Source organism: Paenibacillus sp. FSL R7-0297 (assembly GCF_038009025.1).
GTDB lineage: Bacteria > Bacillota > Bacilli > Paenibacillales > Paenibacillaceae > Paenibacillus_AQ.
In genome coordinates, this window is sequence record NZ_JBBPAQ010000001.1 from 1040192 (window position 1) to 1054897 (window position 14706).

Genomic DNA, 14706 nt, shown 5'->3' on the forward strand with positions numbered 1-14706 from the left:
GCTTGTGCAGCCGGTGGCCCTATGTAAATTATTAGTAAGCCTTAAGGGAACAGGCGCAGCTTCTTCAGCTTGTCCGCCAGCCGGGGGCCGAAGCCCGGAAGCTGGCGCAGCTCGTTCTCGCTGAGCAGCCGCAGCGCCACTGCGCCGAGTGCGAAGACGGCGCAGCCTGCGAGCACGCCGAGCAGGCTCTGCGCCAGCGCAGCGGTCCGCCCGCCGCCGAAGCCGGCCGCGTCCGCCGCTCTGCCCGCGGCGAGGCTCACGGCCGCGGCAACCAGCCCCAGGCCCGCGAGCAGCGCCGCGGGCTTCAGCAGGGCATCTGCGAAGCGCAGCCGCAGATAGCCCTGGCGGTAGAGCAGCAGCACGTTCAGCGCTGCTGCGAAGAGATGTGCGGCCACGCCGGCGATGGCCGCACCGGTAATGCCCTGCTGCGGGACCAGCAGCAGGTTCAGGGCCGCCTTAAGCGCAGCGGCGGCCAGAAGGTGCAGCGCCGGCGCACGCACGGCGCCAAGGCCCTGCAGCAGCGCGGCGGAGATGATGCTGACCGTGCCGCCGGCGGCGGTGAAGGCCAGCCAGGTCATCGCGCCGCTGCCGGCAGCGTCCCCGTACAGAGCCGTGTTAACGGGCTCTGCAAGGACGGCCAGGCCTACGGACGCGGCCAAGCCGAGGAGCCAGAACCAGCGCAGCGACAACGTGATGCGTGTGCGGATAAGTTCCTCGTTCCGCTGGAATTTCGCTTCCGCCAGGGCCGGAATGAATACTACCGACAATGAGGTGGCCAGCATGGTTACGATCTGGACGAGCGGCAGTCCGCGGTTATAGATGCCGAACTGGGCCATAGCGGCCGTCTCACTGCTGCCGCTTCCCGTCAGCAGACGGGGAACCGTGAACACATCCACCAGGCCGATCAGCGGCATAGCCAGAGCGCCCAGCATCACCGGCAGTCCGTAAGCCAGCAGCTTACGGACATTCGTCTCGCGTTCCGGGTGGACTTCAGCTGCGGCTGGCTTCCCTCTGGCGGGAACCAGAAGCATAGCGGCCTTCAGCCCGCTGCGGCGGTAAGTGCGCCAATAGAGGAGCATAACGGCCAGACCTGCCAATCCTCCGCCCGCAGGACCGAGCAATGCGCCGGCGGCAATACCTGCCTCATCGGCACCGGCCGCTGTCAGATAGAGCAGCAGTGCGATCATGACTGCCACACGCACCGACTGCTCTACGACCTGTGACACAGCGGTTGGCATCATATTATGCAGCCCCTGGAAGTAACCGCGCAGTGCGGCCATCAGCGGTACTACTGCCAGTCCCCAGGCACTGCTGCGCAGAGCGGAAGTAATATGGGAATTGCCGACCCACACAGCAATAACCGGTGCTCCGGTATAGACCAGAATCCCGAGAATCAGTCCGGAGACTGCTGTAATGCCCGCTGACAGGCGCAGCACCCGCCGTCCTTCCTGGTCATCCTGCGCAGCAGATGCCTCTGCCACGAACCGGGAGATGGCTGCAGGCAATCCCAGCATGGCCACCGTGACCAGGATCGTATATAGCGGATAGACCGTATTGTAGATACCGAATGCTGCGTCACCGCCCAGGTTCTGCAGCGGAATCTTCTGCAGGGTACCGATCAGTTTTGAGAAAATAGCTGCCGCGCTAAGAATAAATGCACCTTGCAGCAGCTTCGAGCCTTGGGTGTCCGATTTCATGATATACCTGCTTCTACAGCGTGACTGCCATATTATTGAACGTGAACTTAAGCATGTTACAATGAGGTCCCCATTCTTAAGCTCATCATATTAGAATGAATTTCTATATTATAGCTTAAGTATGCCTGTAAGTGGAAATGGCTTCACTTCATACAACAAAACCCCGCCATTTCCTGTGGAGTCATACCCAGAGGATAAGCGGGGTTCTATAGGCCAATCTCTTACTGCTCCATCTGCTTGCCCAGGAAGGCTGCGGCTGTTTCAGCCATCTTCACTTCCATCTGCGCCATTTTCACCGTGTCATCCTTATTCAGCAGTACTACACAGCCGATTGGATCTCCGCCGGAGATAATGGGTGCTGCCACATAGCTGGATAGCAGCTCCGTGTGGTCTTTGCTGATGTCGTAGCTGCCCCCATTCGTCTCAAGCACCGTTTTACGGCTTTCCATTACCTTCTCCAGCAGCACGCCAACCTGCTTCTCCAAATAATCCTTCTTGGAGCCGCCGGCGAGTGCGATGAAGGTGTCCCGGTCCGTAATCATCGTAATATGCCCTGTTCCCTCAAACAGTGACTCCGCGTATTCTTTCGCGAAATCACCCAGCTCGCCAATCGGAGAATACTTTTTCAATATAACTTCACCATCACGGTCGACGAAGATTTCCAGAGGGTCTCCTTCCCGAATGCGCAAGGTGCGTCTAATCTCTTTAGGGATAACAACTCGTCCGAGGTCATCAATACGGCGTACAATTCCAGTAGCTTTCATTTCACATGTTGCCCCGCTTTCTTAAGAAGTATGGTCCAACTACTGTCCATTATGGGAATGGTTAATCCCAGTGATTTATCGTAATATCTGACCATAGTATTCATCTCTTCCCAGTTCCTTATACATTCAAGCCGCCTGTTTAAAATAGTTCATGCAAAATCACAAACACAACAGGCGCATCATTCCAGTTATGTTCTTAAATTCACCATTCTATACCTGCTCCAGCCTGTTCAAAAAAAGCCGCCTGATGCTTGGCGCATCAGACGGCTTGTCCACCTATAAAATTATTTGGCTGCTTCTGTAGCGGCCGGAGCTGGTGTGGCATCAGCCGGGGCTGGAGTAGCTGCTGTTCCCGGTTCATCGGCTGCGGCGGTGCTCTTCGGCAGGTTGATCTCAATCTTCAGGCTATCCAGACCCTTTTCGAGGAACGACTCCAGGCTGGTGGAAGCTGCTGAGCTCTTAACAGTCTCCAGCTGCTCTGCCGTCAGCGTGTCGAAGGTTGTCTCCTTGCGGGCTTCAACTTTAATGACGTGATATCCGTAGCTGCTCTTCACCGGATCACTAATCGTATTAAGCGGCAGCGTCTGGGCTGCGGCTTTGAACTCTTCTACGTACTTGGACAGCGGCTCATCCTTATATAAGCCCCCGGTATCCTTCGTACTGGTATCATCCGAATATTCTTTGGCAACGGCTGCAAAGTCTGCACCGCCGTCCAGCTTCGCTTTCGCTTCATTGGCACGCTTCAGCGCATCTGCATCCGCACGCTCCTTGCCGTCACCATCCGTCAAGCCAACCAGCACATGACGCAGTGTAGCCACGGTGAAATCAGCTTTAATCGCTTCGTACTCTGTCTTCACCTGCTCGTCCGTTACTTTGAGCAGCATGTCCTGATAAACGGTAAGCACCCGCTGCATATAAGAACGCAGGTCCGATTCGCTTAGATCCTGCTCCTTCAGAGAGCTTTTATAGGAGTCGCCCAGACTGCTCTTGATCGTCTCAATCTGTGTATCGACCTCTTTCTCTGCTGCCTTCTTCGCCTCATCCGTTGCCTGGCCAGCCAGATGTTCAAACGCGACCTCCTGCTTCAGGATAGACTCCTTGAACATATCAATCTCCAGATACTGCGCCTGCTGCGGAGACAGGAATTTCATTACGCGGGTATCCAGATCGAATTCCTTCGCAGTAATCGTTCCGCCATTATAAGTTGCCACCGCTGTATCATCGCCGCTGTTGCTGCTGCAGGCAGCAAGCATTGAGAAGGAAACTGCTGCAACCAGTGAGACCAGCAGCACTTTCCATGGTTTTTTATTTAACGACATTGTGTAATTCTCCCTTCGATTTTAAAGACTGTTTAGCTGCCGCGAGGAATTGCTCCAGCAGTTCAAGCAGCTCTTTGTCGCCCAAGTCTTTGGACTTGATGCGGATCGTTGCTTTCGCATCCTTATCAAATTGTACACGTCTTTCGAAGCTATTTCCAACTTTGGCCAGCTTCGCCGTATCTAACGCCCCGATAGTTCCTTCATGGAAATTGAGTGAGACCTCATCGCCCCGCCGGACCATGGATTCCATACCATACAGTTTGCCGTATACCTTCAGCCGGGCCACAGAGAGCAGATTGATGACTGCTTCCGGCAATTCGCCGAACCGGTCAAGCAGCTCATCCTCAAGCTCCGAGGCATCCTCAAAAGTCGCCACTGCAGCAACTTTTTTATAGATTTCAATTTTTTGGATACTGTCGTAAATATACTCGGATGGAAGATATGCGTCAATCGACAAATCAATCACGGTATTGCCCTGTTTCAGCGAAGTATCCTCTTCACCTAGCACGCTGACCTTACGCTTGCGGATTTCCTCCGCCAGCATCTGCGAATACAGATCGAACCCAACAGAAGCAATGAATCCGTGCTGCTCCGCACCGAGCAGATTGCCTGCTCCGCGGATAGAGAGATCGCGCATAGCGATTTTGAAGCCTGAACCAAGCTCCGTGAATTCCTTAATTGACTGCAGACGTTTCTCGGCCACTTCTGTCAGCACCTTATCCCGCTGGTACGTGAAATAGGCATAAGCTATCCGGTTAGAACGTCCTACACGTCCGCGCAGCTGATAGAGCTGGGAAAGTCCCATTTTATCGGCATCATGCACAATGAGCGTATTGACGTTTGGAATATCCACACCAGTTTCTATAATGCTTGTGCTGACCAGCACATCGTATTCTCCATCAAGGAAATCGAGAATAGTCTTCTCCAGCTCCGACTCTGACATCTGTCCATGGCCGATGCCTACTCTTGCCTCCGGCACCAGCATGGAGATTTGTGCAGCCATCTCCTGAATCCCCTGGACGCGGTTATAGAGGTAATAGACCTGGCCGCCACGGGCAAGCTCCCGCTCTACCGCTTCGCGGGTAAGGGTCTGGCTATGCTCAACAACATACGTCTGTACGGGAAAGCGGTTCTCTGGCGGCGTCTCAATAACTGACAAGTCCCGCACACCAAGCATCGACATATGCAGAGTGCGTGGAATCGGCGTTGCCGTCAGGGTCAGCACATCGACATTGGTCTTCAGCTTCTTCAGCTTCTCTTTGTGGGTCACGCCGAAACGCTGCTCTTCATCGACAATCAGGAGACCCAGATCCTTGAACACCAGATCCTGCGACAGCAGTCGGTGTGTGCCTATAACCACATCCACGGTACCCTGTCTTACTCCCTTAATGGTGTCATTCTGCTCCTTACGGCTGCGGAAACGGCTCAGCACCTGAATATTCAGCGGATAATTAGCGAAGCGCTCACGGAAGGTCTCATAGTGCTGCTGTGCCAGAATCGTCGTTGGCACGAGGACTGCCACCTGCTTGCCTTCAATCGCTGATTTAAAAGCAGCCCGGATCGCCACTTCTGTCTTGCCGTAGCCCACATCTCCGCAAAGCAGGCGGTCCATCGGACGGTTCTGCTCCATATCCTTCTTGATCTCTTCGATCGCGCGAAGCTGGTCACGGGTCTCCTCATACGGGAACATCTCTTCGAATTCACGCTGCTCCTGCGTATCCTTATCGAAGCCGTAACCAAGCGCGCTCTGGCGTTCGGCGTAGAGCTTGATCAGATCATCGGCGATATCCTGGACCGAGCTCCGTACTTTGCTGGTAACTCTCGTCCACTCGTTGCCGCCAAGCTTATATACCTTCGGCTCCTTGTCTTCAGAACCGACATACTTCTGGATGAGATCGATCTGATCAATCGGAACCGAGAGCTTGTCGCCGCCGGCATAGAGAATATGCATATAGTCGCGGTGAATCCCGCTGACCTCAAGCGTGCCGATGCCCATGTACTTGCCGATCCCGTGGTTCTGGTGAACCACATAATCGCCAATCTTCAGCTCCGTATAACTCTTGATCCGTTCGGCATTGTCAATTCCCTTGGAGACCTTCCGCGCCTTGCGCTGCTTCTGCGAGAACATCTCACCTTCGGTGATGACAGCCAAATGAATCGAAGGAAGCTCAAAACCGGAGCCCAGGTTGCCCTGAAGGATGGTCGGGGCTTCAATCCCGTAGTCGTCAAGCACCCGGCGGACACGCTCCATCCGCTCCTCGCCATTGGCCAGCATAATAACCTTCACGCCGGACTTATGCCAGCGTTCCATCTCGGATTTCAGCACGTTCATCTGCCCATGGAAATCCTGCATTCCCCGGCTGATGAAGCCCAGGATATTCTGCGGCTGAATATGCGGAACCTGACGCAGGAAAATCGACATGAACAAGCTCTGGAACGGACGGTGATACATAATCACATCGCTCTCGACAGAAAGATGCAGGTCAGGCAGCGTTTTGCCGTTCTGCAGCAGGTGCAGGTTCCATTCCGACTCATCGCGCTCCAGCTGCTTCGCAGTTTCAAGCAATCGGGCCGGTTCATCCAGCACAAGCAACGTATCCTGTGCCATGTAATCATACAGATGAGAGCGTTCAGGATATAAGAGACTGATATATTTATAGAGTTCCGGAAAATAAGTGCCTTCGCGCAGCATTTCCAGCTCCCGGCCCATTTCCTCACGCAGACGCAGCTTGGCCTGACGGTCGCTCATTTTCTCGAGCTGCCGCTCCAGTAGTGCTGACGCAGCTGTAGAGGCCGCATCCTGGCGCAGCTGATCGGCAATAATCTCCTTGGCCGGAGTAATCTTCACAGTGCGGACCTTATCAATAGACCGCTGGTCTATGGGATCAAAGGTACGAATGGAGTCTACTTCATCATCAAACAGCTCCACCCGGTAAGCTAGTGGAGAAGTCATAGGATAGAAATCAATAATACCGCCGCGCACGCTGAGTTCACCGCGGTTCTCCACCCGCTCGACACGCTCGTAGCCCATTTCAATCATGGACATGAGGAATTCATCGAGCGAAAGGGTACCGTCCTGCGAAACGGTCAGCTGGGCTCCAGCCATCACATGTGGGGCGGGGAGCAGCCGCCGGACACCGGAGTAGGGAACAACTACAACTCCACGGAAGCCCTTGGCACATTTCGTAAGCACATCAATACGCTGTGCGAGTGTCTCGGGGCTGGAGACTGCAGCTTCAGCAGCTACCAGCTCATTAGCCGGATACAGCAGCACACGGTCCGGAGAAAGCGCTTCCTGCAAATCCTCGGCCATCTTCTGTGCCGAGAACATATTATGAGTGACTACCAGCAGCGGACGCTCCGTCTCTTCATGCAGCGCAGCCAGCATAATTTGTCTGGCCGAGCCGGATAAGCCGGAGATAAGCTGCTCCTTCATACCTGCAGCGATACCGCTGGTGACGGACTGAAAATCGGGATCCTTCGAAAAAGCTTCTATAAGACCTTGTAACAACAGGTGCACCTCTCTTACTAAATAGGCTGACAGCAGCGTTGCCGCTGCCACCTATTATAATTAGAATCGAAAACAAGCCTCAGCGGATAAGGCCAAGGCTTGCGGATGACGATAGAGACAGGCGCTTCCACCTACTGAAGCGGACTGGCCAGCAGGCTAAGTTCCGGATTGTTATCCAGGGCCTGCTTACAGTAACCGCAGGTAACCTTCACCGTAATCTCACCTTCTGAATCATACGCTATTATATCTCTGCGTTCCGCAGGGGTCAAGGAATGTAGGCCCAGCTGCATCTCTGTGATATCACTTCTGTCGATGCTTCCTAAGAATGTCCGGCAGTGCCTGCATACATAGTTTATTGCCATCTATATGCCTCCTGAAGGTAGTATATACCTCCAGTATGCCCCGCCCCGGATAGCTTTAGCCTTAAATTACTGCACCCTATACCTTGTAATCAGCCATTGAACTTGGCCATAGTCTGCTCAAATGTGTGCTGCAGGCCAAATTCCACTGCATCACAAGTATCCATAATCATCGTTTCCAGCTTGGGTCCGTCTTTCTTGGCGAATGTAGACAGCACATAATCGACAATTGCAAATCCCGGCTCCGGACGTGAGATTCCCATCCGCACCCGGTTGAAGCTCTGGGTGCCTGTGTGCTGAATGATCGACTTGATTCCGTTATGTCCACCGGCACTGCCTTGATAGCGCAGCCGGATTTTGCCCAGCTCCGTATCCAGATCATCATAGACAACAATCATATCTTCCAGCTGCACCTTGTAATAATCCATATAAGCGCGGACCGCCTCACCGGACAGGTTCATGAAGGTCATCGGTTTAATCAGTACGGTCTTTACTCCGCCAATGACCCCTTCGCCGATCACCGATTTGCATTTATTCTGGTTAAAGACAATGCCGTGTCTGGACGCAAGCTCATCCAGCGCCATAAAACCAACATTATGCTTGGTCTTCGCATATTGCGTTCCGGGATTTCCGAGTCCAACAATCCATTTCATAACTAAAGTCTATCCTTTCCGCCCGGTACTCCCAGCAGAAGAGTTCCGTTTTTGGTACAATAAGTTTATACTCCGAAGACAGGTGATGAACAATGCCACATCAGGGCGATATTTTAACATTACCGCGCCATTTCCAGTACCATATTCAATATGCTGTGCCTGTTGAAGTATTTAGGGGTAGCGCTCATGTAGACATCGGTGTGATTACAGCGGTGGATGAAGGCTTTGTGGAGCTTCAGGGGACGCTATACAACCGCAGCCTGTTCACCTTCATTTCCCGCCCGGGATACTGAGACGTACGAGCTGCTCTGTTTCCCGCATCACGCCGACAAGGGTTACATCTTCCGCTTCACGGAGGTGTAACCCTTTTTCTAATATAAGCAGCTTATTCGATCTCGAACAGTTTGCTGATCGACAGCTCTTCATGCACACGAATAATAGCTTCGCCCATAAGCGGAGCTACGGACAGCACCTTGAGCTTACTTGTCGGATTACTGCTGCGAATTGGAATGGTATCCGTCACGATAATTTCTTTGATTGGAGAGTTCTCCAGGCGTTCATGCGCAGGCCCGGACAATACCGGATGTGTACAGCAAGCGTAGACTTCCTTCACGCCGCCTTCCATCAGAGCATTGGCCCCCAGCACGATGGTTCCTGCCGTATCAATGATATCATCAATCAGAATCGCTGTTTTACCTTCAATGTTACCGATAATGTTCATAACCTCACTAACGTTCGGCTCCGGACGGCGCTTGTCGATGATCGCCAGTGGAGCGTTGAGGAAGTCAGCAAGCTTTCTTGCCCGCACAACACCGCCATGGTCCGGTGAGACGACAACCGGGTTCTGAATTTGCTTGGAGCGGAAATATTGGGCCAGAATCGGAACACCCAGCAGATGATCTACAGGAATATCGAAGAAGCCTTGAATCTGCATCGCATGAAGGTCCATGGTAATGACGCGATGTGCACCCGCTTTTTCAATCAGGTTGGCTACCAGCTTGGCCGTAATCGGATCACGGGAACGGGCCTTACGGTCTTGGCGCGCATAACCGTAGTAAGGAATCACGACATTGATGCTCTTCGCAGACGCACGCTTAAGCGCATCCACCATAACGAGAAGCTCCATCAGATTGTCGTTAACCGGTCCACAGGTGGACTGTACAATATAGACATGACAGCCCCGGACGCTTTCCGACAGCTTAACCTGAATCTCTCCGTCACTGAAGCTAGTAGTATGGGACTCGCCCATCGGAATACCGATATAATCGGCAATCTGACTAGCCAGCTTAGGATTGGAGTTGCAGGTGAAAATCTTTAGTTTGGAATCGCAATAAGTCATAAAATATAAACCCTCCGTGACGGAATTTAACTTCCAAGTAGCGCCGGCGCGGATTTGCAGAGTCCGTCCGGCGCTTTGGCCTTGAGCGCTTTACGATGGACTCTTCGACTGGTCTTTCTTCGCTTTGGCACGGGAGCGGATCTTGTCCGCATAACCCGGCTTGTTCTCCTGTCTTACTCTGGCAACTGCCAGATCATTCTCTGGTACAGAACGCGTGATGGTGGATCCGGCGACAACGAATGCGCCTTTGCCCACAGTTACCGGAGCGACAAGATTCACATTGCTGCCGATAAAAGCATCATCACCGATCTCTGTTCTTGACTTGTTATAGCCATCATAGTTAACGGTGATGGCACCACAGCCGATATTCACATTCTTACCGACCTCAGCATCACCGACATAGCTTAAATGGGATACTTTGGAGCCGTGACCGATTGTAGCATTCTTGATCTCCACGAAATCGCCGATCTTGACCTCTTCGCCAAGCACGGCACCCGGACGCAAATACGCAAAAGGCCCAACGGAAGCCCGTGCGCCGACCTCAGCCTGATTCAGTACGGAATGCTTCACTACAGCACCGTCCATAATCACGCAGTCTTCAATTTCGCTCGCTGGTCCGATCACACAATCTTCGCCGATTACCGTCTTGCCTTTGAGCACAGTGCCCGGATACAGCACAGTGTCTGCTCCAATGACAACATCTGCTCCAATATAGGTAGAGGCAGGATCGATTAAAGTTACACCGTTCAGCATATGCCCGCGGTTGATACGCTCACGCATATAGCCTTCCGCTTCGGACAACGCCAGGCGGTCATTCACACCAATAGACTCTGCAGCATCATGGGCCTGATATCCAAGAACGATATCTCCCTGTGCCCGGAGTATACCGATAACATCAGTCAAATAATATTCCTGCTGGTTATTGGTATTGGTAACCTTCTCCAGAGCGGCAAATAGCTTAACGTTATCAAAACAATAAGTGCCTGTATTGATTTCGCTGACAGCGGCTTCGCTCTCTGTGCAGTCCTTCTGTTCTACAATCCTCTGCACTCCGCCGTCTTCGCCCCGGATGATCCGGCCATATCCGGCAGGCTGCTCCATAATAGCAGTTAGGACGGTTGCGGCAGCTTTCTGCGCTTCATGCAGCGCCATCAGCCCTTCCAGTGTCTCGGTCATTACCAGCGGTGTATCCCCGCAGATCACGATCGTAGTTCCTTCTTCACCGCCAAGCAGATCTTTGGCTTGTTTGACGGCATGCCCGGTTCCAAGCTGGATATCCTGCAGCACATATTCGGCATTGTCGCCTACATAAGCTTTAACTTTCTCAGCGCCGTGGCCTACGACGACTACTGTACGCTCGCATCCGGTCGCCTTTACTGTATCAAGCACGTGCCCTACCATCGGTTTGCCACAGACGGGGTGCAGCACTTTGTATAATTTAGATTTCATACGCTTGCCTTGGCCTGCAGCAAGTACAACAGCCATTCTTTTCAAGAATGCCAACCTCCTACTTCTTGAACTCACTACTGAATATATCTCATTCCGGGCAAAAAGAAAAGAGAACCATGAAGGCATGGTTCCCTTTTCTTCGAACCCCAATAAAATCCCCCCACAAAGTGGGGCTTTGGCTTCGAGGCTGACCCAGGTACTTTTGCGGGGACCCCGAAACATAAAAAAGTCTTATCTTAAAAAACGGCATGGCTTTACGCCGCCCGGGAGGGCAGCAATCCTTGAGAGTCAGCGCTTCACAGCTTAAGCTCCCTCTTCAATGACTTCTTCTTCTTCCGTAGCGGCGCGTTCGTACTCGGCCAGAACCGCAGATTGAATCTTTTCGCGCGTTCCCGAAGAAATCGGGTGAGCGATATCGCGGAATTCACCGTCAGGTGTACGCTTGCTGGGCATTGCAACGAACATCCCGTTATTACCATCGATGACGCGTATGTCATGAACAACAAACTCGTTATCGATTGTAATGGATGCGATTGCTTTCATTCTCCCCTCAGAGTTGACGCGGCGGAGTCTGACATCCGTAATTTGCATGTGTGTGTTCACCACCTTTTTCCATCAGAGACTTGGTGTATAATTCCACACAGCAAAGCGAATTCCTTCTTTTTCATTCCATAAAATGCCTGATAAAGAAGATTATTTTCGCAGAACCTTTGATTTCGACACATTTCGTGCTGTTATCTTAAGATTCCTCACGGTTTCGACATTATGCCCGGGTTTTTAACTTTGGAAATCCAGCTCACTCAGGAGGAGAAATAATTGCCGGGATACGCGGAAATGCGCCGTACCTTGGAATCTACCTCCGTCAGCTTTACGAGCGATACGTAATCATGCAGCAGGCGTTCTTCCTTCTCCACCGCTCCGGATTCTACAAGTACGCCTACACCGGCGACCTCGGCATTGAACTCGCCCAGCAGATCAACCATCCCGCGTACGGTACCGCCCGCCTTCATGAAGTCATCCACGATCAGCACCCGTGATTTCTCACGCAATGCCCGTCTGGACAGCGACATCGTATGTATACTCTTGTGCGAACCCGAGACGTAGTTAATGCTTACCGCCGAACCCTCGGTCACTTGATGGTCGCGGCGCACCAGTACTACAGGCAGCCCAAGCTGTGCAGCCGTCGCATAAGCGAGCGGAATCCCCTTGGTCTCCACTGTCATCACGACATCAATCTCTACTCCGTAAAAAGCCGTAGCAATAATCTTACCGGCTTGCTCCATCAGGGACGGCAGTCCCAGCAGATCGGACATGTACAAATAACCGCCGGGCAGAATCCGGTCACTCTGCTCCAGCTGTCCGCACAGCCGGTTCACGAAAGCAAGGGCCATGTCCATCGGCATCCGCGGAATATACCTGACTCCGCCTGCAGCACCCGCAAGGGTTTGCAGTTCGCCCATGCCTTCGCCTTCAAATACCTCTTTTATAATAGCCAGATCTTCACTGACCGATGACTTCGCTGCACCGTACCGCTCTGCGAAGGTCGAGAGCGGCAGCAGATCATGCGGCTTCTCAAGTAAAAATTGGGTCATATCAACCAATCGCTGGCTTCGTTTAAGTTTCTTCACGGAATGCTCCTCGCCAAAACCGAATATTATTATGAATAATATCATTTTTGTACGGATTTACACAAGCGAAAACGGTTATACCGTCCTTCAGAAGAAGGCTTGCGCTTCGGCTCAAGAAGAAACGGCTAAGCCGCCAGGGCAGCGCTAACCGTTTCTGTGTGCCTTCTGGATCAGCTCAGTGAACGCACGGCATAGACTTCCTTGCAGAATCCGCGGAGTCCGTTATAGATTCTCGCCACCTTGGACTGCTTCGACACCAGGCCGAACACTGTCGGTCCGCTGCCGGACATCAGTACCCCGTCTGCTCCCAGCTTCACCATCGCTTCTTTGAGCTGCTGTACCTCCGGGTGCAGCTTCAGGGTCACATCCTCCAGCACATTGCCCAGGCCCGCGCAGACCGCCGCGAAATCGCCGGCCTCAATCGCCTGCTGCATCCGGAGTGCGGACGGATGGACCGCTATGTTATTCGCGCGTACGCGTCCGTACACCTCAGCCGTCGATACATTAATCGGCGGCTTGGCCAGGACGACCCAGCATTGCGGCGGACTCGCTATTTGCGTCAGCCGTTCTCCCCTGCCCGTAGCGAGGGCAGTGCCTCCTGTGACGCAGAACGGGACGTCCGAGCCCAGCTCGGCGCCCAGTTCCTGCAGCTCCTGCGCCGGGATCCCGAGGCGCCAGAGCCGGTTCAGGCCGCGCAGCGTAGCCGCGGCGTCACTGCTGCCGCCGGCGAGGCCGGCAGCGACCGGAATTCTTTTGTCCAGGTGAATATGTACACCGCTTCTCACGTTATAGCGGTCTTTAATCAGTCTTGCGGCCTGGAAGGCCAGATTCTTCTCATCCAGCGGAATATACCCGGCCTGGCTAGAGATAATAATGGAATCACGCTTCAGCTCGGAGAGCTCCAGACGGTCGGCCAGATCGACCATAGTCATAATCATTTCCACTTCATGAAATCCGTCAGCGCGTTTATTCAGCACATCCAGCATCAAATTAATCTTGGCCGGCGCTTTCTCATACATTTTCAAGGCGTTCACCCACCCTCAGCTTTTCCCGTAAAAACAACTTAACATATTATATGAGAAACTGGCAGTGAAGTCCATTAACAAAAGTTGAGCAAGCTTCTACGGACCCCTGTATTTGGAAAAAGGTACCGCCGGCAGGCGATACCCAGGTTACAACTGCAGACCCCAGCTTACGGCGTTACGATTTCCGTGCTGCCTGTTCAGCAAGCTGAATGGCTCTCTTGACCATGTTCCCGGCATCAACTGCCCGGATCCCGCCCCAGCCTTCCTGCTCTACCGTTTCATAAAATCCAAGCTCCTTGGCCAGCTCTGTCTTCAGTTCCTCCGACATCATGCCCCGTCTTCTGCGGCTCATTACGGATTCCTCCCTTTATGCTATTGGATGATGAGCTACTGCTTATGTAGTATGCGGCCAAGGGACACAGGTCATGCAGCGGAAAAACAAAAAACAGCCCCCCTGCAGGGAGACTGTCCGTGACGCTAAGCTTTAATATACATAATCCGCATCTGCCCATCGTCTTCGGTAACTGTGATTTCCACAGATTCAGTAAGTATATCGGCATAGCTATAGGAGACTCGCTTAAAGGTTTGCTGCTCCTGATCCAGTTTGACAATAAATACAGAAGGGTACGTTTCTTCCAGGACACCGGTACGTTCAACGGTTTTGCGACGACCACCGTTAGCCCGCAACGTGATCTTATGACCGACGTGAGCTTCGAGACTGCGTTTGATTTCCAACAGCGCGTTATTAGCCATTGCCTGACGACCACCTCTTTCCTTGTCCATTATACAACTTTTCACAATCATTGTCAAATCAAATAAACAATTATAGATGATGCCAAAAAAGTTGTCAACGGAATTTTTTTAGCATCACGAAGTCCCGGCTTAAGCTCCTTGTTAGCGGTAATGCTGAACGCAAATCTGCCAAGTAGAAACGGCTTTGCCGTCCTTTTAAGGGACGGTGT

Annotated in this window: 14 protein-coding genes; 1 reads left to right on the top strand and 13 read right to left on the bottom strand. The window is 52.8% G+C overall.

All coding sequences use genetic code 11. From position 1 onward, the window contains the following. Positions 1–41 precede the first annotated feature (41 nt). The 6 genes from MKZ24_RS04435 to pth form a co-directional block, all read right to left on the bottom strand. Positions 42–1697 (bottom strand): putative polysaccharide biosynthesis protein, encoded by a 1656-nt coding sequence (locus MKZ24_RS04435; RefSeq protein ID WP_340781447.1) that lies wholly within the window; start codon positions 1695–1697, stop codon positions 42–44. Between the two features lie 221 nt (positions 1698–1918). Continuing rightward, positions 1919–2461 carry a stage V sporulation protein T gene (gene spoVT, locus MKZ24_RS04440; protein WP_039305786.1) on the bottom strand — a complete coding sequence of 181 codons (543 nt, stop codon included), beginning with the start codon at positions 2459–2461 and terminating at the stop codon, positions 1919–1921. A gap of 284 nt (positions 2462–2745) precedes the next feature. After that, positions 2746–3780, bottom strand: a complete 1035-nt coding sequence (locus MKZ24_RS04445) for a peptidylprolyl isomerase (RefSeq protein ID WP_340781451.1) — start codon at positions 3778–3780, stop codon at positions 2746–2748. Further along, positions 3767–7291, bottom strand: a complete 3525-nt coding sequence (mfd, locus tag MKZ24_RS04450; protein WP_340781454.1) for a transcription-repair coupling factor — start codon at positions 7289–7291, stop codon at positions 3767–3769. The genes MKZ24_RS04445 and mfd overlap by 14 nt, the downstream gene beginning before the upstream one ends. 131 nt (positions 7292–7422) lie before the next feature. Beyond that, a complete protein-coding gene (locus tag MKZ24_RS04455; protein ID WP_042231418.1) occupies positions 7423–7653 on the bottom strand; it encodes an anti-sigma-F factor Fin family protein in 231 nt (76 codons plus the stop codon). An 89-nt stretch (positions 7654–7742) separates the two neighbouring features. Next, positions 7743–8303: an aminoacyl-tRNA hydrolase gene (gene pth / locus MKZ24_RS04460; RefSeq protein WP_042231417.1), complete on the bottom strand. Its 561-nt coding sequence runs from the start codon at positions 8301–8303 to the stop codon at positions 7743–7745. 92 nt (positions 8304–8395) lie between these two features. Here pth and MKZ24_RS04465 point away from each other — a divergent pair, with 92 nt between their 5' ends. Then, positions 8396–8596, top strand: a complete 201-nt coding sequence (locus MKZ24_RS04465) for a hypothetical protein (protein ID WP_039305774.1) — start codon at positions 8396–8398, stop codon at positions 8594–8596. Between the two features lie 92 nt (positions 8597–8688). Here MKZ24_RS04465 and MKZ24_RS04470 read toward each other — a convergent pair whose 3' ends face one another. From MKZ24_RS04470 to veg, 7 genes are all read right to left on the bottom strand, one after another. Continuing rightward, on the bottom strand, positions 8689–9642 hold the full coding sequence (locus MKZ24_RS04470) for a ribose-phosphate diphosphokinase (RefSeq protein ID WP_019914487.1): 954 nt from the start codon (positions 9640–9642) through the stop codon (positions 8689–8691). Positions 9643–9732: 90 nt separating this feature from the next. Continuing rightward, positions 9733–11136 carry a bifunctional UDP-N-acetylglucosamine diphosphorylase/glucosamine-1-phosphate N-acetyltransferase GlmU gene (gene glmU / locus MKZ24_RS04475; protein WP_340781455.1) on the bottom strand — a complete coding sequence of 468 codons (1404 nt, stop codon included), beginning with the start codon at positions 11134–11136 and terminating at the stop codon, positions 9733–9735. 258 nt (positions 11137–11394) lie between these two features. Beyond that, positions 11395–11682 carry a septation regulator SpoVG gene (gene spoVG / locus MKZ24_RS04480; RefSeq protein ID WP_036696395.1) on the bottom strand — a complete coding sequence of 96 codons (288 nt, stop codon included), beginning with the start codon at positions 11680–11682 and terminating at the stop codon, positions 11395–11397. Positions 11683–11891: 209 nt separating this feature from the next. Beyond that, positions 11892–12719, bottom strand: coding sequence for a pur operon repressor (gene purR / locus MKZ24_RS04485; RefSeq protein WP_042231413.1), 828 nt, complete (start codon positions 12717–12719; stop codon positions 11892–11894). Between the two features lie 170 nt (positions 12720–12889). After that, entirely contained in the window at positions 12890–13744 is an 855-nt protein-coding gene (gene ispE / locus MKZ24_RS04490) for a 4-(cytidine 5'-diphospho)-2-C-methyl-D-erythritol kinase (RefSeq protein WP_042231412.1), read from the bottom strand. A 175-nt stretch (positions 13745–13919) separates the two neighbouring features. Then, entirely contained in the window at positions 13920–14096 is a 177-nt protein-coding gene (locus tag MKZ24_RS04495) for a small, acid-soluble spore protein, alpha/beta type (protein WP_039305760.1), read from the bottom strand. Between the two features lie 125 nt (positions 14097–14221). Beyond that, positions 14222–14497 carry a biofilm formation stimulator Veg gene (gene veg / locus MKZ24_RS04500; RefSeq protein WP_036696386.1) on the bottom strand — a complete coding sequence of 92 codons (276 nt, stop codon included), beginning with the start codon at positions 14495–14497 and terminating at the stop codon, positions 14222–14224. Positions 14498–14706: the final 209 nt, after the last annotated feature.